Genomic DNA, 19063 nt, shown 5'->3' on the forward strand with positions numbered 1-19063 from the left:
CGTCACGCCCGACCGCGGTGCCCGACCGCGACGCGCGCGATGGCGCCACCAGCGATGGCCGACCGCGGTGCCCGGAGCAGGTCGGGCAGCACCCGACGGCCGCCGGCGGCGTGCCCACCGATGGTCGATCAGCGATGCTGGCGATGGGGCTTGGCCGCAGCCGGGCGCCGCCGCCCGGCGACGGTCTTGGTGGCGGCGCCCAGCCACATGCCTGACGGCCATGCTCAGCTGTGGAGCCCGGCGGTTTCCAGCGGCGATGCCCGGCGGCCTCCAAGTGTCCGAGCCGCCGGGCGTCTGGCAGGTTCGCTCGGCTGGGGCTCGTGCTGAACCTTGAGCGCGCGGCCACTGCCTGCCCCTGCCGCCGGAGAGCGAGTGCCGTTGAGTGAGTGTTCGGGCCGGGACATCGAGGCGGGGCAGGTTGGCTCGGATGGTCTGCTCCAGAACTTGTTTGCGCCCGGACAGTTGCGTTGTCACATGGGCGAGCGGGACACATCGGTGGGTGGGTGTCATGGGGACGTGACCGCTGTGGTGGGGAACATCGTGAACAGGGTTGCGGCTGTCAGTAGGCCTGGGCCGTGCGGGATGGGGTCTCGGGAGCGGGACTGTGTCGTCGCGGCCAGCAGGAGGGTCACCAACGCGGCGACGATCGCAGCCAACAGCAGAGCCGGCCAACCGGCGGCGGCCAGAGCCGCGCCCACGCTGCCGGACAGCTTGACGTCGCCCGCTCCCAACGAGTCCGGGCTCGTCAGGTGGACCATCGCGTGCAGGGTCGCGAACACCACCGCCCCGGCCGCCGCTCGAACTGGGATCGACCAGTCCGGGGCCAGGGCGGCGGCCGTCACGGTCGCGGTGGCCATCGCCGGGTAGGCGGGCAGGGTCAGGGCGTTCGGCAGGCGGCTGTGGCGTAGGTCTACCGCGGTCAGGAGAACCGCGAACCAGGTCAGAGCCGCCGGGATGGGGAGCCACCACGCCGGCAGGTGTCCACTCGCGACTCGCCAGGCCAGCACGGCCCAGAGAGCCGCCAACGCGCCGGCTAACCATCCACTGTGGACAGAAGTGCCTCGGCGGAGGCGGGACAGCAGGTGGCGGCCGGTCAGGCCGGCCACGGCGCCGGCGGCGGTTCCCAGGGTGGTGGCCAGGAAGAGGTCCATGACTCCACGGTGGACTCCACGAGTCCGACCCGGCAAGGAGGAACCGGTGCGAGTGGTCCCGTTCGCACGGGTTCGTCCGCCCGGCAACGGAAATCAGCTCGGCAAGCCGGCCTTCTCGTGGATCTCCTTGATGACCTCCGTCTTCGCGTCCGCATAGTTCTGGACGTACTTCCACCGCCGCCGGGCCAGGTCGCGCTTCACCGCCGCGTAGCGATCGCGGTCCTCGTCGTGCGTGCGGAGCCAGTCCCGGAAGCCGAGGATCCGTTCGATCTCCTCGGCGGCGCGCGAACGGCAGAACACGTGCAGGTTCACGTCATGCTGATCGCCGTGCACGACGCGACGGATCAGGCAGCGGTGCTCCAGCCACTCCGGCTGACGAACGCGCAGCCGGTAGCCCACCGACTCCAGCGCGGGCAGGTAGCTCTCCTCGTCGGCGGACTCGGTCACCAGCAACAGCATGTCGATGATCGGCTTCGCCACCAGGCCCGGCACCGACGTGGAACCCGTGTGCTCGACCAGCACCGCCCGCTCCCCCAGCGCCGCCACGATCTCCGCGCGGTCCGCCTCGAACCACGACGGCCAAGCCGGGTCGTAGTCCAACACAACCACCGGAACCGCGTAGGGCTTCAGCTCCCCCACCGTCACCGCGCGCAACGCCTCGTCGTCCACGCCGCCAACCCTAGAGCGGCAACGGCACCTCACCACCGGTCGCCTCGGACAGCGCGTCGCGCATCGCCTCGCGGGGAGCCGGCCGGCCGGTGAACTGCTCGACCTGGCCGAATGCCTGGTGCAGCAACATGTCCAGCCCGGTCACCACCCGGCCACCAGCCCCCTCGACCGCGGCGGCCAGCGGCGTCGGCCACGGGTGATAGATCACGTCCAGCACGCACGGAGCCGACGCCAGCGAGGACACGTGCGGCTCGACGGCGGCCGGGGGCGTGGTGTTCACGACCACGCCGGCGTCGCGGACGAGCGTCTGCCACGAAGCGGACGCCCAGTGGACCACCTCGACCGGCAGGCCCAGCTTCGACCCGCACCGCACGGCCTGCTCGGCGCGGGCCTGCTCGCGGACGACCACGTACGCACTGGCGATCCCGAGGTCGGCGAACGCCGCGAGCGCCGCGCACGCGGTCCCGCCCGCACCCAGCACCAGGCCGTACCCGGAGCCCGCGAACCCGACCGCCCGCAGTGCGCCGACGACGCCGTCGACGTCCGTGCAGTCCGCCCGCCACCCGGAGCCCAGGCGTACCAGCGTGTTCGCCGCGCCCACCGCGACCGAGCGCGCGGTCGCGTCGGTGGCGACCGACAGCGCGGCCTGCTTGCCGGGCATCGTCACCGACAGGCCAACCCACGACTCGTCCAGGGACGACACGAGCGCGGGCAACGCGGCGGCGTCCGCCTCGACGCGCTCGTAGGTCCAGCCGGTCAGGCCCAACGCGCGGTACGCGGCGCCGTGCAGCACCGGCGACAGCGAGTGCGCCACCGGCGAGCCCACTACCGCGGCGCGGCGATCAATAGGCACCGCGCTCCTGGGCTGTGGCGATGTTCTGGTCGTGCTGCGCCTGGTTCGTGGCGAAGCACGAGGTGCCGTCGGTCTGGCAGCGCACGAAGTACAGCCACTTCCCGTTCTCGGGCGCCGCGGCCGCCTTGAACGCCTCCGGACTCGCCGCGGCGATGGGCGTCGGCGGCAGGCCGGTGTTCTTGTACGTGTTGTACGGGCCCGCGCGGTTGCGATCCGAGTCGTTCGTCCGGATCGTCGGCCGGTCCAGCACGTAGTTGATCGTCGAGTCGTACTGCAGCTGCATCCGCTGGGAGAGCCGGTTGTAGGTCACCCGGGACACCTTGCCGAAGTCCTTCTCGATCGCCTCGCGCTCGATCAGCGAGGCCATGACCGTCACCTGGTACGGGGTGAAACCGGTCTCCTGCGCGATGTTCGGCATCCCGACGGCCTGCAGCTGCGTCGTCGAGTCACTCACCAGCTGCTGCCACAGCTCGTCGGGCGACGAGCCCGGCTTCACGTCGTACACGCCGGGCATGACCAGGCCCTCGAGCCGGCGCGCCGGATCGGCCTTCGTCGCGTAGGGCGCGGCCCAATCCGGCACCCCGATCTTGGCCAGGTCAGCCTTCTGCATGCTGGCCCGCAGCTGCTCGGGCGGCACGCAGGTGCTCTTGCCGTTCAGCTCGGCGCACGACGCCTTCGCCAGCAGCGCGATGATGCCGGGCGTCACCTTGCCGCCGGTCTTGATGTCGTCCAGCTGCGTGCCGGCCCGGATCTGCAGGTTGCCGACCTTCGCGTCCTTGGCGACGATCTGGTCCACCGCCGCCGGGCCGGACGACTTCGTCTTCACCACGTAGTAGCCGGGCTGGATGGCCCGGACCCGCTCGTCGGTCTCCGCCGCGGCGATGAACGCCCGCGAGCTCGCCACGACGTCCGCCTCGGCGAGCGTGGCGGCGATGTCGCCGGTCGACTGGCCGTTCTCGACCTGGACCACGACCTGGGACTCGCCCTTGCCGGGGTAGTCGTCGTAGCTGCCGATGTCGAGGATCTGCGTCAGCCCGTAGTAGCCGCCCGCGGCGATCAACCCGAGTACGACCACCATGCTCACCCACAGCACCGCCCGGCGGCGCTTGCGCTTGCGCGGCTTGCGGACCGGCCGATGTCGCTCGGTGCGAGCGTCGGAGAACAGGTCGAGCTCGTCGTTGGTCATGGTTGCGACGCCTCCGGAGGCATGTGCCGAGCCCGGCCGTCCAGCCAGGCCTGCAAGATCTCGACGGCCGCGGCCTGGTCGACCACCGCCCGCTGCTTCTTGCCGCGCACCCCCCGATCACTGAGCATCCTCGTGGCGCTGACCGTGGTGAGCCGTTCGTCGGCCAGCCGAACGGGCACCGGACGCACCTTCCTGGCCAGCCGCCTGGCATACACGACGGCCCCCGCCGCCGCCTTGCCGTGACGGGCCGCGAGCGTTCTCGGTAAACCGACCACCACTTCGACCACCTCGTGCTCGACAACGAGCTCGGCGAGCTGGTCGAGATCGCTTCCCGAGCGTTCGTCGCGAGACAGCGTAACCAGTGGCGTGGCGAGTGTGGGACCGGGATCACTGAGCGCGACCCCGACCCGCACGGATCCGACGTCCACACCAAGCCTGCGGCCGGGTCCCGGATCGTGGAGTCCCGGCCGGTCAGGCTCGGTCATGTAGTGCCGTCCGCCAATGTTCTGCGCAGCGCGACGACCGCGTCGGGCACGCCCGCCGGGTTGCCGCCGCCGCCCTGCGCGAGGTCGGGCTTTCCGCCGCCGCGACCGCCGATGGCCGGGGAGAACGACGGCACCAGCTTGCCCGCCGCGAGCCCCTGGTCGCGGGCCACGGACGTAGTCGCGACCACGAACGAGACCTTCGGGCCGTCCGCCGAGAACAGCGCCACCACGCCCGGCCGCGCACCGAGCCGGTTGCGCACCTCGGCCGCGAGCGCGCGCAGGTCGTTGCCGCCGATGCCGTCCGGCGTGGCTACCGCGACCAGCGCGGTGCCGTTGACGTCCTCGGCCTGGTCGGCGAGGGTGCCCGCGGACGACAGCAGCTGGGCGCCGCGCAGCTTCTCCAGCTCCTTCTCCGCCGCGCGCAGCCGCTCGACGGTCTGCCCGATGCGCTCCGGCAACTCGTCCGCCGGCACCTTGAACTGCTCCGCGAGCTGGGCCACCAGCACGTGCTCGCGCGCGAGGAACCGGAACGCGTCGAGCCCGACCAGCGCCTCGACGCGACGCACACCGGCGCCGATCGACGCCTCGGACAGCAGCTTGACCACACCGATCTCGCCGGAGCGGTGCACGTGCGTGCCGCCGCACAGCTCCTTGGAGTAGTCGCCGATCGTGATGACGCGAACCTTGTCGCCGTACTTCTCGCCGAAGAACGCGATCGCGCCCTGCTTGCGCGCCTCGTCGAGCGTGACGACCTCCGCGCGCACGTCGTAGTCGTTGAGCAGCACGTCGTTGACCTCGTCCTCGACGTCCGCCAGCACGCTCGCCGGCACCGCGCCACCGGGCGAGGTGAAGTCGAACCGCAGCCGGCCCGGAGCGTTGAGTGAGCCCGCTTGCGCCGCCTGGGTGCCGAGCGCGCGTCGGACGCCCGCGTGCACGAGGTGGGTCGCCGAGTGCGACCGGGACACCGCGCGCCGGCGGGTCGGGTCGACCTCCGCGTTGGCCGTGGCGTCGAGGGTGACCTCGCCGGAGACGACCTTGCCGCGGTGCACGTTCAGGCCCGCGACCGGCGACTGCACGTCGTGCACCTCGACCACGAAGCCGTCGCCCACGATCCGCCCGGTGTCGGCGAGCTGGCCGCCGCCCTCCGCGTAGAACGGCGTGCGGTTCAGCACGACCTCGACCTCGGACCCCACACCCGCCGCGACCGCCGGCTCGCCGCCGGAGAGCAGGCCGACCACTGTCGCCTCCGAGGTGAGGTCGCGGTAGCCCAGGAAGTCGGTGACACCGTGCTTGTCCAGCACCGCGCGGTACACACCGCCGTCGCCGTGCCCGACCTTGCGCGACGCCGCGTCCTCCTTGGAGCGCCGGCGCTGCTCGGCCATCAGCCGGCGGAAGCCATCCTCGTCGACGGACAGACCCTGCTCGGACGCCATCTCCAGGGTCAGGTCGATCGGGAACCCGTAGGTGTCGTGCAGCTGGAACGCCTTGTCGCCCGCCAGCACGCGGCCGCCCGAATCCTTGGTCTCCGTCGCCGCCAGGTCGAAGATCTTCGAGCCGCTGGTGAGCGTGGTGAGGAAGGTGTCCTCCTCGTTGCGCACCACGGACTCGATGCGGTCGAACTGGCTGACCAGCTCGGGGTAGGCCGGGCCCATGGTGTCGCGCACGACCGCCGCGAACTCGGGCAGCACCGGCTCGTGGACGCCCAGCAGCCGCACCGAGCGGACGATCCGGCGCAGCAGCCGGCGCAGCACGTAGCCGCGCGCCTCGTTGCCCGGCGTAACGCCGTCGCCGATCAGCATGACGCCGCTGCGCGCGTGGTCGGCGATGACCCGGAACCGCACGTCGTCGACCGGGTCGGTGCCGTAGCGGTGGCCCGACATCTCCTCCGCCTTGGTGATCACCGGGCGGACCAGGTCGGTCTCGTAGACGTTGTGCACGTCCTGCAGCAGGAACGCCACCCGCTCTATCCCGAGCCCGGTGTCGATGTTCTTCGCCGGCAGCTCGCCGATCGGCGGGTGATCCTTCTTCGGGGACAGCTCGCCCCGCTCGTCCTGCATGAAGACGAGGTTCCAGATCTCGAGGTAGCGATCCTCGTCGGCGACGGGGCCGCCTTCCTTGCCGTACTCCGGGCCGCGGTCGTAGTAGATCTCCGAGCACGGGCCGCCGGGGCCGGGCACGCCCATGTCCCAGTAGTTGTCCTCGCCGCCGCGGCGCTGGATGCGCTCGTCGGGCAGGCCGGCGATCTTGCGCCACAGCTCGATGGCCTCGTCGTCGGTCTTGTAGACGGTTACCCAGATGCGCTCGGGGTCGAAGCCGTAGCCGCCGTCGGCCTGACTGCCGGTGACCAGCTGCCAGGCGTGCTCGATCGCGCCCGCCTTGAAGTAGTCGCCGAAGGAGAAGTTCCCGGCCATCTGAAAGAACGTGTTGTGCCGGGTGGTCTTGCCGACCTCGTCGATGTCGCCGGTGCGCACGCACTTCTGCACGCTGGTCGCGCGCGGGTACGGCGGCGGCTCGTCGCCGAGGAAGTACGGCTTGAACTGCACCATTCCCGCGTTGACGAACAGCAGGTTCGGGTCGTCGAGGATGAGCGAGGCGCTCGGCACGAGCGTGTGCCCGGACGCCTTGAAGTGGTCGAGGAATCGGTTGCGGATGTCGTGTGTCTGCACGGTGAGTCCTAGGAGGGTGTGGAGCCGACGGGAGTCCGGGTCACGGCGGACAGCCGCGCGCAACGCAGGCGCGGGTCAGCTGTCCGCCCGGCGAGCTCGCGCGTCGCGAGGCGCGGGCACCCGCCGCGCCGCCCACTCGGTGCTCGTGTCGGAGCGCGTGTCGCGCACGCCCAGCGCGTGGCGAGCCACGGGACTGACGCCCGATCGCTGCTCCACCACTTCGGACAACTCCTCTTCGCGTTCGACCATCCCAGCCCGGATATCGGCGCCGAACGAGCCGATCGCGCCGGCCAGCTCACGCATCGCCTCGCCCAGGTTGCCGGCGATGCCGGCCGGAGTGGCCTGACGGGCCGTCTCCTTGGCCTTGCGGGACAAGGCTACGCCGGTGGCGACACCCACCCCAAGCCAAAAAAGGCGCTTCACGACTTGGCCCCCTTGCGCCTCGAACGCCGCGCGTGCTTGCCGTCGCCGGCCTCCTTGGCCTTGCGCCGGGCCTTGAGCGCCTTGTTGACGCCGTAGGAGAACGCGGCGACCTTGACCAGCGGGCCGCCGAGCGTGGCGGTGAACACCGACGTGAGCGCCGAGACATTGCCGGTGACGGCCTGCGTGTTCGCCGTGATGCCGTCGACCCGCTCGAGCTGGGTGTTCACGTGCGTGAGCGCGGTGTTGGCCTCGTCGAACAGCGGGTCGGTGTTGGTGTGCGCCTTGCGGATCGCGATGGTGGCCTCGTCGAGCGTGCGCCCGAGCTTGATCAACGGGATCGCGAGCAGCAGCACGAGCAGTACGAACGCGCCGGCCGCGATCAACGCGGCGAGCTGCCCTGCCGACACGAGCCCTCCTAGTTGCGATACGTGTGACGTCGTGGAATGCCGGTCAGGTTACCGCGCGGCGCCGACCGTGGCCTGTCCGGATCACCGGGCGGGCACGATCGTCATTTCTCGCCCCGGATTACGCGGCGGAGCTTGGGCAGGCGCTCCGCGATCGGGCGTTCGGCGCCGCGGCCGGTCGGCTCGTAGTAGTCCCGGCCAACGAGCTCGTCGGGCGGATACTGCTGTTCGAGCACGCCTTCGGCGGCGTCGTGCGGGTAGCGGTAGCCGGCGGCGTTGCCGAGCTTCTTCGCACCGGCGTAGTGGCCGTCGCGCAGGTGGGCCGGCACCGTGCCGGCCGCGCCCTCCCGGACGTCGGCCATCGCCTGCGAGATCGCGGTGGTGACGGCGTTGGACTTGGGCGCGGTGGCCAGGTGCACGGTGGCGTGGGCGAGGTTGAGCGCGGCTTCGGGCAGGCCGATCAGCTGCACGGCCTGGGCCGCGGCCGTGGCGGTCTGCAGCGCCATGGGATCGGCCATGCCGACGTCCTCGCTCGCGAAGATCACCAGCCGGCGCGCGAGGAACCGCGGGTCCTCCCCCGCCTCGATCATCCGCGCGAGGTAGTGCAGCGCGGCGTCGACGTCCGAGCCGCGCATGGACTTGATGAACGCGCTGATGACGTCGTAGTGCTGGTCGCCCTGGCGGTCGTAGCGAACCGCCGCTTTGTCCACTGTGGACTCGACGGTGGCGAGGTCGATCGCGCCGTCCCGGGTGGCGAGTGCGGAGTCGGCGGCGGCCTCGAGGGCGGTGAGCGCGCGCCGGGCGTCACCTGCCGCGAGCCGGACGACGTGGTCCTCGGCGTCCTCGGCGAGGGTGGCGGTGCCGTTCAGTCCGCGCTCGTCGGCCAGCGCTCGGCGCACCAGCGTCCGGACGTCGTCGTCGGACAGCGAGCGCAGCTGCAGCACGAGCGAGCGGGACAGCAGCGGCGAGACGACGGAGAAGAAGGGGTTCTCCGTGGTGGCCGCGACGAGCAGGACGATCCGGTCCTCGACGGCACCGAGCAGCGCGTCCTGCTGGGTGCGGGAGAAGCGGTGGACCTCGTCGATGAACAGGACGGTCGACTCGCCGGAGTGGGTGAGCCGGCGGCGCGCGTCCTCGATGACCCCGCGCACCTCCTTGACGCCCGCGGACAGCGCCGACAGCGCCACGAACCGCCGGCCGATCGCGCTCGACACGAGCATGGCGAGCGTCGTCTTGCCGGTGCCGGGCGGCCCGTAGAGAAGCAGTGAGGCCGGGGCGGCGCCCTCGACCAGCCGGCGCAGCGGTGCGCCGGGACCGAGGAGGTGGTCCTGGCCGAGCACCTCGCCGAGGTCGGCCGGCCGCATGCGCACGGCCAGCGGCGCGTTCGCCGCGAGCCGGGTGCGTCCGCCCGGGTGCTCGTCGGGCGGACTGTCGAACAGCTGCAGGTCGTCCACGTCCTGGACGCTACCCGGCTGGTCTGACAACCATTACGATCGGCACGCGCGGTCCCGGAGCCGCGTCCCGTCCGCGGACAGGGCCGAGCCCACCCCGGGTCGTTTTCGACGCACTACCGCACCTTCTGCCCCGCCCGGTGCCAGCGGACCTCGGGCGATTCGGGTAAGGAGGTTGCCGTGTCGCTACCCGTCGCCGTTAGCCTGGAGCAGCTGCGCAAGCAGGCGAAGGATCTGCGCAAGGCCCGCTCGCTGAAGCTTTCCGAGGCGCAATTCGAGATCGCCCGCCGCTACGGGTTCGGCAGCTGGCCGCGCCTGCGTGCCTACGTCGACCGCGTGGCGACCGCCGGGTCGTCGCTGCAGCACGCCTTCGAGAACGACCCCGACTACTACGCAGAGCGGGCCGAGGGTCTGCTCGCCTCCGCCGCCGACGGCACGCAGGAAGCGCTCGCCGCGTTCGAGCGCTGGTCGGCGCCGCTGAGCCCGGCCGGCGCACGACTGGTGGTGGCCCGCAACCACGGGTTCACGTCGTGGACGGCGCTGCGCCGCCACGTCGCCGACCTGCGGGCCGAGCCGTTCGCGCGGGCCTTCCAGGCGATCCTCGCCCGTGACTTCGACGGGCTGCGGGAGCTGCTGGAGCGGTTCCCGGAGCTGGTCACCGCCGACGGTACGAACGGCAACGACCTGCTCGGCCTGGCGGCGTCGACCTGCGACGAGCGACTCGTGGCGGTGCTGCTCGAGGCCGGCGCGGACGTGGCGCACGCGAACACGCACGGCTGGACGGCGCTGCATCAGGCCGGGTACTCGAACCTGCCGCACATGGCGCGGCTGCTGCTCGCCGCCGGCGCGCCGGTGCACCGGTCCGCACGTGGCGACGGCGGCACGCCGCTCGCGGTGGCGCTGTTCTGGGGCAACCGCGAGGTGGCGGCGATGCTGGCCGAGCACGGGGTGGTGCCGCGCAACCTGCGGACCGCCGCCGGGCTCGACGACATCGCGCTCGTCGAGGAGCTCTGGTCGTCCCCGGAGGCCGGCGCGCACCGCGGGTTCTACCGTCCGCACGGCGGCTTCCCGGCCTGGCGACCGTCGTCGTCGGCGACCGAGATCGGCGACGAGGCGATGAGCTGGGCCGCACGGGCGGACGCCGTCGGCGCGATCTCGGCGCTGCACCGGCTCGGCGCGTCCCTGGACGCGGACGTGTACCGCGGCACCCCGCTGACGTGGGCGGCCGCCTGCGGTCGGGTGCGGGCGGTCCGCCGGCTGCTGGAGCTGGGCGCGGCGCCGTCCGCGGTGGGCACGTTCGGCGGGCCGCGGCACGGAGTGGGGACGACGGCGCTGCACCACGCGGCCGAGGACGGCCACCTCGAGGTGATCGAGGTGCTGCTGGACGCCGGCGCGGACCCGACGATCACCGACGAGCTGTACGGCGGCACGCCGGCGAACTGGGCGTCGCACGGCGGTCACGAGGATGCCCGCGCGCTGCTCCTCGCCCGGGGCGGCACCGAGCGGGCCTGAGACCGCTCGGTCGCGGGGATACGCTGCCGGCGTGGAGCGGGCTGCGCGGATCCCGCGTGAGGTCAAGGTGGTGGTGGCGCCGAGCCGGTCGGGCGTCGTGCGCGAGCACCTGCCCTCGCTCGCGGTGTTGGCGCTGGCCGTGGTGGCCGCCGGGTTCGGGGTGGCCGCGACGGAAACGGTGTTCGGCGGCTGGGCGGTCATCGGGCTGGCGTGCGTGCTGGGCGTGTCGCTGGAGCTGCTGGTCGTGCGCTCGGAGCTCGAGCCGGTCCTCGCGGCCGACGCGGACCACGTGTGGGTGCGGATAGGCGGGTTCCCGCGGTCGGAGTCGGTGCGGCTCGACTGGTCGGAGATCACCGAGGTCGGCCTGCGTTCGTGGCAGGGCCGGCGCCGGACCTCGGCCCGCTACCTGACGCTGGTTCCGACGGAGCCCGCACTGGCGGAGCTGGCGAGGGTGCCGAGTCGCCGCCAGCTCCGTCAGCACCGCCGGCTGGCCGCGGAGTTCGGCTCGCCGCTGGCGATCTCCGGACAGCACAAGGCGCCGTCGCTCGACGAGACGGTCCGCGGGCTGCGCGCGCTCGCGCCGGACGGGGTGCGGTTCACCGAGAGCTAGGCGGTGCGCAGCTCCAGCACGGCGATCTCGCCCTCGGTGTGCAGGGCCGCCTCGGCGAGACCCGCGCTCTCGGCGAGCGCGGTGAGCTCGGGGACATCGCGGACCTTGCCGCCGAACCACGCCAGGTTGCGCAGGTCCGCGTGCGTGCGCGTCGGCTTCGCGACCCGCTCGATGACGAACACCGCGCCGTCCGCACCCGCGGCCTCGGCGCAGTGGGCCAGGATCCGGCGGGCGTCCGCGTCGCCCCAGTTGTGGACGACCGCCGACAGCAGATAGCCCTCGGCACCGGGCGGCACCCGGTCGAAGAAGTCGCCCGCCACCGCGTCCGCGCGGTCGGCCAGGCCCGCCGCATCGATCAGCTTGCGAGCCGACTCCGCCGCGCCGGGCAGGTCGAACACGGTGCCGCGCAGCGCCGGGAACTCGTTGAGCAGCGTGATCAGCAGCGACCCGTTGCCGCCGCCCACGTCCACCACGTCGCCGAGCGCACCCCAGTCGTAGGCCGCCACGATGCTCGGCGCCTCGATGCCTGCGGCCACGCCTCGCGCGTCGTCGAACGCCGCGGCCCGGGCCGGGTCGGCGGCGAGGTCGGTCCAGCACGACGTGCCGTACTTCGCCGCGAAGGCCGACTCTCCGGTGCGGATGCTGTGCAGCAACGCCGTCGCCGACAGGTCGCCGCGGCCGACCACGCCCTCGACGTCCCAGTCGGCGCGCAGCCCCGCCGGATGGCCGTCGCACAGGAGCTCGCCGCGCTCGGTCCGCGTGTAGCCGCCGGCGTCGTCGCGGCGCAGCAGGCCGATCGTGGCGAGGTGGCGCATGAGCCGGTCCAACGCGTCCGGGTCGGCGCCGACCGCGGCGGCCAGCTCGTCCGGGGTTCTCGCCTGGTCCAGGCTGTCCGCGAGGCGCAGCGTCGCGGCCACCCGGATCGCCATGGGCGTCACCAGGTCCGCCTGCTCGATGAGCTCGTCGACCTCCTTGTCGCGCATCGCCTCACGCTATCGCCGGGCCGCACGCGACGCAGATCGCCCGCGGCCAAACTCCGTCCGCTCACGGCGAATCAGCTGGCCCGCGCCCGCGTCCGGCGTCGAGACTTGGCCGCATGCCTGACACGGTCGCGATCCTGTCCGACATCCACGGCGTCCTGCCGGTGCTCGAGGCGGTGCTGGCCGAGCCCGACGTGCGCGACGCGGACGTGGTCGTGCTGAACGGCGACGTCGCCACCGGCCCGCAGCCCGTGCCGACGCTCGACCGGCTCGTGTCGCTCGGCGACCGGGCCAGGTGGGTGAAGGGCAACTGCGAGCGCGAGCTGGTCGCCCTGGCCCGGGGCGCGGAGTCCGACGGGTCGTTCCCGGTCGGCGACTGGGCGGCCGGGCAGCTGCGACCGGACCAGGTCGAGCTGCTCGACGGACTGCGGCCGGCGATCACCCTCGACGTGCGCGGCTTCGGCGAGGTGCTGTGCTGCCACGCGACTCCCCGCGACGACGAGGAGATGGTGTTCGTCGACAGCGACCTGCCGCGCTGGGCCGAGGTGCTCGCCGGCGTGCCCGCCAGCGTCGGCACGATCGTCTGCGGGCACACCCACATGCAGTTCGCGCGCCTCGTCGACCGGCGCATGATCGTGAACGCCGGCAGCGTCGGCATGCCGTACGGCACGACCGGTGCGCAGTGGGCGCTGCTCGCGAACGGCGCGGTTCAGTTGCGCCGCACAGAGTTCGACCGCGAGGCGGCGTGCGCGGCCATCGAGGCGAGCAGCGACTACCCCGACGTCGCCGAGTGGACCGACTTCTTCGTCCGCAACCCGCCGTCCGACGCCGAGGCGTTGGCGACGTTCAAGGCGCAGGCGTCCTAGCGTCAGCGGAATGCGGGGTACAGCGCCAGCGGCTCGTCCCGGCCGAAGTGGGCGCGCAGCGCGTCGGCGACCCGCGCCGAGTGCGCGGCGACCTCGTGGACGCCCGCCGCCTCCGCGGACTCGGCGAGCCGGCGCCACCGCTCGATCAGCACCAGCGTGTCCGGCGGTGTGTCGGCCAGGCTCGAGGAGTGCGACTGCGCCGCCTCGGGACGGGTGAAGAACTGCCAGGTGGTCAGCCACACCCAGAACAGCTGCGCGTCCAGCAGCCGCGGCAGCAGCACGGAGTCGTCGTCCAGGTCCGGCCACACGACCCGCACCTCGGCCCGCCAGCCGGCGACCATCGCGTCGGTCATGCCCGCGGGCAGGCCGAACGGGCACCAGCACGACGGGAACGGCACCCGCAGGTAGGCCGCGTCGAAGATCGCGTTGCGTACGCAGCCGCCCTCGAAGTCGAGGAACCGCACTCCCCTGTTGGTGATCAGGTTGTTGTCCGGGCACGAGTCCGACGGGCTGAACGCGCGGTGCCGCCCGGTCTCCAGGAGCGAACGGCTGGTCCGCGCGTGCTCGACGGCCTCCGCCGGGGTCGGCACGTCGAGCTGCGCCTCGAGCAGCGCGGGCAGCTCGAGGAGCGCCTTGGCGCCGTCGACGGCCAGGGGGTCCTTGAGCTCGGGCGGGGTCAGTCGCCGCTCGAGCGCGTCGAAGTCGGCCTCGCGCCCCGCGGTCGTGGCGTGCAGCCGACCGAGCGAGCGCGACCACGACAGCAGCGCGCGTTCGGCGGACCGCGCGTCGTCGCCGAGCAGCTTGTCGGCGAGGGTCGGCGCGCCGCCGAGGTCCTCGAGCACCACGAGCCTGGCGTCCGCGCCGTGCGCGAAGAGCTCGGGGCACATCCGGTCCTCGGACGCCAGCGCGGTGAACAGCTGGTAGCTCGCCGCTTCGCGGACGAAGCTGTCGCAGGGCTGGTCTGGTGGTTCGAGGTAGCGTTTCAGCACGAGCGTGCGGGGCAGCGAGAAGGGGCTCGCCGCCACCCGGACCCGCAGTACGACCGATCTCTCGCTGCCGCCTAGGTCCTCGGGTCCGGACAACCGGATCTTCGACCCGAACCGCCGGCTGAGCACGGACTCTGCCGCCACCACCGTCGCCAACACCTCGGGATCCGCCTCGCCACCAACTGCAGGTGGGTCGGCGGCGGTTTCCACACTCATCTCCTCAGACCCTACTCCCGTCGCTACACCGACCGTAGTCGTGTCCATCGATCAAGTAGCCAGCATTTCGGGGAGAAATAACGAAACCAGGTGGATATCGAGCACATTGCGGCCTGTTTCAGCCAGTCGAAAGCGGCCGCCCGGCGTCGCGCGTCGTCCAGGTCTCCCGGCGCAGGACCAGGACGAGGACGGCCGCCACGACGATCCCCACCAGGTTGACCGCCAGCTGGCCGACCGACTCGCCGAAGCGCGCCCAGTCGCCGAGGATCGCCGCGACGCTCGCGTAGCCGGCGGCCGGCACGGTGGTGACCGAGATGAACACGCCGACCAGCACCGCCGACTTGGCCGACGTCATCGACAGCATCCCCGCGGCGCCGGCGAGCAGCGCGACGATCAGCGACCACGGTCCGACCTGGTAGACGAAGTCGACCTGGTGCTCACCGCGTAGCGCGCCCGCGTCGAACAGACCCACGCCGCTGCCCGCGACCGTGCCGAGCGCCGTGACCACCATGGCGACCGGGAAGCCGACCGCGAGCGCGAGCGACGCCCGGCGCACGAGGTCCCATCGACGCCGCACCAGCCCGACCGCGATCGCGGCCAGCGGCCCGAACTCCGGGCCGACGACCATGGCGCCGACGATCGTCACCGGCGAGTTGGTGATCACACCGACCGCGGCGAGCAGGCACGCGATCGACAGCAGCGAGACGAACGTGGCGTTGAGCCGCGACTCCTCACCGGACCGGCCGAGCAGCTCGTCCCACACCACCGCGTCGGCCGGGTCCCCGGGCGCATCCTGCTCGGCCCGGTCCGCGTGGTCGGACAGGGCGGTGTCGATCTGCTCGAGCGTGATGCCGCCGGTGTGGTCGATGCCGAGCTCGCAGAGCGCGGAGATGATCTCGTCGGCGGACTCGCGGGCGACGTCGGCCTCGATCACGTCGCCCGGCGGCACCACGGCGGCGCTGTGCAACCGCACGATGTGCGCGGTGCCCGGGTGTTCGCTGAGCAGGCCGACGACGTCGTCGGTGACCTCCCGAGGACAGATGACCCGGAGGTGCAGCACGCGTTATTCCTTGCCGGGCGCCGGCTTCGCCGGTTTCGTGTCGACCCCGGCCTCCTTGCGCTGAGCGGCGGTGATCGGCGCGGGCGCGTTGGTCAGCGGGTCGAACCCGCCGCCGGTCTTGGGGAACGCGATCACGTCACGCAGCGACCGCTCGTCGGCGAGCAGCATCACGATGCGGTCCCAGCCGAACGCGATGCCGCCGTGCGGAGGCGGGCCGTACTTGAAGGCCTCGAGCAGGAAGCCGAACTTCTCCTCGGCGTCCTCGGCGGAGATGCCCATGACCTCGAAGACGCGCCTCTGTACGTCGGCGCGGTGGATACGGATGGACCCGCCGCCGATCTCGTTGCCGTTGCAGACGATGTCGTAGGCGTAGGCCAACGCGTTGGCCGGGTCCTCCTCGAAGCGGTCCATCCAGTCCGGGTTTGGCGAGGTGAACGCGTGGTGCACGGCGGTCCAGCGGCCGGCGCCCACCGCGACGTCGCCAGCGCTTCGGGCCGCCTCGGCCTCCTCGAACATCGGGGCGTCGACGACCCACACGAACGACCAGGTGGACTCGTCGATCATGCCGAGCCGCCGGCCGATCTCCAGCCGGGCCGCGCCGAGCAGTGCCCGGGCGTCTGAGGGCGTACCGGCGGCGAAGAACACGCAGTCGCCCGGCTGCGCGCCGGCGGCCTTGGCGAGCCCCTCACGCTCGGTCTCGGAGAGGTTCTTCGCGACCGGCCCGCCGAGCGTGCCGTCCTCGGCGACCAGGACGTAGGCCAGGCCCTTCGAGCCGCGCTGCTTGGCCCACTCCTGCCACGCGTCGAGCTGGCGGCGCGGCTGGTCGGCGCCGCCGGGCATGACTACCGAGCCGACGTAGGGCGCCTGGAAGACGCGGAACGGCGTGTCGGCGAAGTACTCGGTCAGCTCGGTGAGCTCGAGCCCGAAGCGCAGGTCGGGTTTGTCGGTGCCGTAGCGGGCCATCGCCTCGGCGTAGGTCATCCGCCGGATCGGCAGCGGGATCTCGTGGCCGGCCAGCTCGCGCCACAGGGCGGTGACGATCTTCTCGCCGAGCGCGAGCACGTCGTCCTGCTCGACGAAGCTCAGCTCGATGTCGAGCTGGGTGAACTCGGGCTGGCGGTCCGCGCGGAAGTCCTCGTCCCGGTAGCAGCGGGCGATCTGGTAGTACCGCTCGAGGCCGCCGACCATGAGCAGCTGCTTGAACAGCTGCGGCGACTGCGGCAGCGCGTACCAGGAGCCTGGCTGCAGCCGGGCCGGCACGAGGAAGTCGCGGGCGCCTTCGGGAGTGGAGCGGGTCAGCGTCGGGGTCTCGACCTCGACGAAGTCCTCGTCGTGCAGCACGGTGCGCGCGATCCGGTTGGCCTCGCTGCGCATCCGCATGGCGCGCGCCGGGCCGGGGCGGCGCAGGTCGAGGTAGCGGTGGCGCAGCCGGACCTCCTCGCCGACCGTGAGGTGCTCGTCGAGCTGGAACGGCAGCGGAGCGGCCTCGCTCAGCACCTCCAGCTCGGTGACCAGCACCTCGACGTCGCCAGTGGCGATCTCGGGGTTCTCGTTGCCCTCCGGGCGTCGGGCGACCTCGCCGACGACGCGGACGCAGAACTCGGCGCGCAGCAGGTGCGCGCGCTCGGCCATCTCACCCTCGCGGAACACGACCTGCGCGACACCGGAGACGTCACGGAGATCGACGAAGATGACCCCACCGTGATCGCGCCGGCGCGCGACCCACCCGCTGAGCGTGACGGTCTGTCCGGCGTGTTCGGCGCGAAGCGTCCCGGCCTCGTGCGTGCGGATCACGGTGTGCTCTCTCCTGTCGGGACATGAATGGAACGTGAGCAGGCTAGCCAACCAGGTACTTGTCCCGTCCAGCAGGTTTGCGGGTCTGACATCACCGTGCGGAGCAGGTCGATCACACGCGGATTTGACTGGATAGCTACCACGCCACCGCGTCAACCCGTAAGGTGTCGGTTACCAGGTGGTAGGAACGCTGGGGGGCGAACGCAGGGAGACCACGATGGGTGGCGGCGCGACCCGCGAACCAGTTCGGGAGCTGCACCGGGCAACCAACGGCGAAGTACGACGTGCTTTGGCCACCCACCCAGCCGACAACCTGGCCGCGGACGCGTTCCCAACTGCCCTGCGCACGGCGATCCAGGCAAGCGGCCTGTCGCTCGACCGAATCCAGTACCGGCTGCGGGCCCGCGGCGTGTCGGTGAGCGTGACCGCGCTGAGCTACTGGCAGTCCGGCCGGCGGCGCCCGGAGCGCGCCGAGTCGCTGGCCGCGCTCGGGCATCTGGAGTCCGTGCTCGGTGTGGCGCCGGGTTCGCTCATCGCGTTACTCGGGCCGCCTCGGCCGCGGGGCCGGGTGCAGCGCGAGTCGTCCCGGCTGCCGATCGAGGCGCTGTGGCCCGAGCGTGAGCCCGTTTCGAAGCTGCTGAAGCGGATCGACTTCACCACCGAGACCGCCCTGACAAAGCTGAGCCAGCACGACCGCATGGACGTGGCCGTCGATCGTGGCGAGAAGCGCATCGCCGTGCGGCAGGTCGTGCGAGCCGAGAGGGACGGCGTCGACCGAACGGTCATGGTCTACGACCTCGAGCGGCCCGGCCGCCCCTTCCCGGAGATCACCTCGCAGCAGGCGTGCCGGATCGGCCGGATCGCCCGGGACGAGGCCGCGGGCCTCATCGCCGCCGAGATCCTGCTGGAGTCCCCCCTTGCCCGCGGCGACACCGCGATCGTCGAGTACGCGCTCAACCACCCGGGCCCGCCGTTCTCCCGCGGCGACGACAGCTACTGCCGCCGGTTCACCACCCCCGTTCGCGAGTTCGTGCTGGAACTGCGTTTCGACCCTCGTGCGCTGCCGGCGTATTGCGAGCTGTACACGATCGACCCGGACGAGCAGACGACCAACCGTCGCAAGGTGGACGTCAACGCGGCCGGCGAGGCACACGCCGTGGCACTCGACTTCGGCCCCGGCACGTTCTGCGTCCGCTGGGACTGGCCGCGCGACCAAACCTGAGTCACCAGCCTGCCGCCGTGCCCCGACTCCGAGCAGTCAGCACCGCAAGTCCTGCCGTGCCACGGAAGTAGCCAACGCGGCACCCACGCGACCGGCGCCCAGGATCGATGCCGACACAGCGGCCTAGAACCCATCCTGCGCTGAAGCTCGGCCACCACACCCCGGCCGGTGCCGGCTGCGGTCGGTGCCGCCGCGTACTGCATCCAGCGCATGTTCCTCAGCCAGGAGCGGCCCGCGACCGCCCCCGAGCGCCGTCCCCGCCCCCGCCGGCGATCTGTCAGGTGTGACCATGCGGCCAGGACAGTGGCGACGCTGATCGCGCCGATCCCGGGCAGGTCGAGCAGCCCGGCCACCAGGCGCGTACGACGGCCCGGATCGCCTGTTCGTGGTCGGCGGCTTCGGTTCCAGGTTGCGGACTCGGCGGGCCAGCGCCCGCAGCACGGACAGCGCGGTGACGGTGTGCACGTCTGCGCTGGCCGCGTTGCCGCGTCCGGGACAGGGCGCCGCGTTCGGCGTCGATCGCATCGGA

The 19063-nt window shown here is 72.2% G+C and carries 18 protein-coding genes; 5 read left to right on the forward strand and 13 right to left on the reverse strand.

Annotation, left to right across the window (positions count from 1 at the left end):
- Positions 1–215: hypothetical protein (locus ACRDSK_RS09015; protein WP_431439533.1), on the forward strand; the 215-nt coding region annotated here is incomplete at its 5' end.
- 291 nt (positions 216–506) lie between these two features.
- Here the strand turns inward: ACRDSK_RS09015 and ACRDSK_RS09020 are convergent.
- The 9 genes from ACRDSK_RS09020 to ACRDSK_RS09060 form a co-directional block, all read right to left on the reverse strand.
- A complete protein-coding gene (locus tag ACRDSK_RS09020) occupies positions 507–1151 on the reverse strand; it encodes a prepilin peptidase (protein ID WP_431439534.1) in 645 nt (214 codons plus the stop codon).
- A gap of 93 nt (positions 1152–1244) precedes the next feature.
- Positions 1245–1820 carry a GrpB family protein gene (locus ACRDSK_RS09025; RefSeq protein WP_431439535.1) on the reverse strand — a complete coding sequence of 192 codons (576 nt, stop codon included), beginning with the start codon at positions 1818–1820 and terminating at the stop codon, positions 1245–1247.
- A gap of 10 nt (positions 1821–1830) precedes the next feature.
- Positions 1831–2673 carry a shikimate dehydrogenase gene (locus tag ACRDSK_RS09030; RefSeq protein ID WP_431439536.1) on the reverse strand — a complete coding sequence of 281 codons (843 nt, stop codon included), beginning with the start codon at positions 2671–2673 and terminating at the stop codon, positions 1831–1833.
- Complete coding sequence (gene mltG / locus ACRDSK_RS09035; RefSeq protein ID WP_431439537.1) at positions 2663–3859, reverse strand: endolytic transglycosylase MltG; 1197 nt, start codon at positions 3857–3859, stop codon at positions 2663–2665. The genes ACRDSK_RS09030 and mltG overlap by 11 nt, the downstream gene beginning before the upstream one ends.
- Complete coding sequence (gene ruvX, locus ACRDSK_RS09040) at positions 3856–4344, reverse strand: Holliday junction resolvase RuvX (protein ID WP_431439538.1); 489 nt, start codon at positions 4342–4344, stop codon at positions 3856–3858. The genes mltG and ruvX overlap by 4 nt, the downstream gene beginning before the upstream one ends.
- Positions 4341–7010, reverse strand: coding sequence for an alanine--tRNA ligase (gene alaS, locus ACRDSK_RS09045; protein ID WP_431439539.1), 2670 nt, complete (start codon positions 7008–7010; stop codon positions 4341–4343). Before alaS ends, ruvX begins: the two co-directional genes overlap by 4 nt.
- A 75-nt stretch (positions 7011–7085) precedes the next feature.
- Positions 7086–7433, reverse strand: coding sequence for a hypothetical protein (locus ACRDSK_RS09050; protein ID WP_431439540.1), 348 nt, complete (start codon positions 7431–7433; stop codon positions 7086–7088).
- Positions 7430–7840 (reverse strand): DUF948 domain-containing protein, encoded by a 411-nt coding sequence (locus ACRDSK_RS09055; protein WP_431439541.1) that lies wholly within the window; start codon positions 7838–7840, stop codon positions 7430–7432. The genes ACRDSK_RS09050 and ACRDSK_RS09055 overlap by 4 nt, the downstream gene beginning before the upstream one ends.
- Positions 7841–7941: 101 nt before the next feature.
- Positions 7942–9282 (reverse strand): replication-associated recombination protein A, encoded by a 1341-nt coding sequence (locus ACRDSK_RS09060; RefSeq protein WP_431439571.1) that lies wholly within the window; start codon positions 9280–9282, stop codon positions 7942–7944.
- Positions 9283–9468: 186 nt separating this feature from the next.
- Between ACRDSK_RS09060 and ACRDSK_RS09065 the strand changes: the two genes are divergently transcribed.
- Both ACRDSK_RS09065 and ACRDSK_RS09070 read left to right on the forward strand, forming a co-directional pair.
- Positions 9469–10800 (forward strand): ankyrin repeat domain-containing protein, encoded by a 1332-nt coding sequence (locus tag ACRDSK_RS09065; RefSeq protein ID WP_431439542.1) that lies wholly within the window; start codon positions 9469–9471, stop codon positions 10798–10800.
- Between the two features lie 31 nt (positions 10801–10831).
- The gene (locus tag ACRDSK_RS09070) at positions 10832–11410 is read left to right on the forward strand and encodes a hypothetical protein (protein ID WP_431439543.1); all 579 of its coding nucleotides are present in this window, start codon (positions 10832–10834) and stop codon (positions 11408–11410) included.
- On the opposite strand, the gene ACRDSK_RS09075 is transcribed toward ACRDSK_RS09070, so the two are convergent.
- Complete coding sequence (locus tag ACRDSK_RS09075; protein WP_431439544.1) at positions 11407–12393, reverse strand: methyltransferase; 987 nt, start codon at positions 12391–12393, stop codon at positions 11407–11409. The two genes, ACRDSK_RS09070 and ACRDSK_RS09075, sit on opposite strands and share 4 nt — an antisense overlap.
- Positions 12394–12506: 113 nt before the next feature.
- Here ACRDSK_RS09075 and ACRDSK_RS09080 point away from each other — a divergent pair, with 113 nt between their 5' ends.
- Entirely contained in the window at positions 12507–13256 is a 750-nt protein-coding gene (locus ACRDSK_RS09080) for a metallophosphoesterase family protein (RefSeq protein WP_431439545.1), read from the forward strand.
- A 2-nt stretch (positions 13257–13258) separates the two neighbouring features.
- On the opposite strand, the gene ACRDSK_RS09085 is transcribed toward ACRDSK_RS09080, so the two are convergent.
- The 3 genes from ACRDSK_RS09085 to aspS form a co-directional block, all read right to left on the reverse strand.
- Positions 13259–14458, reverse strand: coding sequence for a hypothetical protein (locus tag ACRDSK_RS09085; protein WP_431439546.1), 1200 nt, complete (start codon positions 14456–14458; stop codon positions 13259–13261).
- Between the two features lie 118 nt (positions 14459–14576).
- Positions 14577–15518 (reverse strand): DUF389 domain-containing protein, encoded by a 942-nt coding sequence (locus ACRDSK_RS09090; protein WP_431439547.1) that lies wholly within the window; start codon positions 15516–15518, stop codon positions 14577–14579.
- A gap of 3 nt (positions 15519–15521) precedes the next feature.
- Positions 15522–17312 carry an aspartate--tRNA ligase gene (gene aspS, locus ACRDSK_RS09095; RefSeq protein WP_431439548.1) on the reverse strand — a complete coding sequence of 597 codons (1791 nt, stop codon included), beginning with the start codon at positions 17310–17312 and terminating at the stop codon, positions 15522–15524.
- A gap of 289 nt (positions 17313–17601) precedes the next feature.
- On the opposite strand from aspS, the gene ACRDSK_RS09100 reads away from it, so the two are divergent.
- Positions 17602–18534 carry a hypothetical protein gene (locus ACRDSK_RS09100; protein WP_431439549.1) on the forward strand — a complete coding sequence of 311 codons (933 nt, stop codon included), beginning with the start codon at positions 17602–17604 and terminating at the stop codon, positions 18532–18534.
- Positions 18535–19063: the final 529 nt, after the last annotated feature.

The organism is Actinophytocola sp. (assembly GCF_050699915.1).
Lineage (GTDB): Bacteria > Actinomycetota > Actinomycetes > Mycobacteriales > Pseudonocardiaceae > Actinophytocola.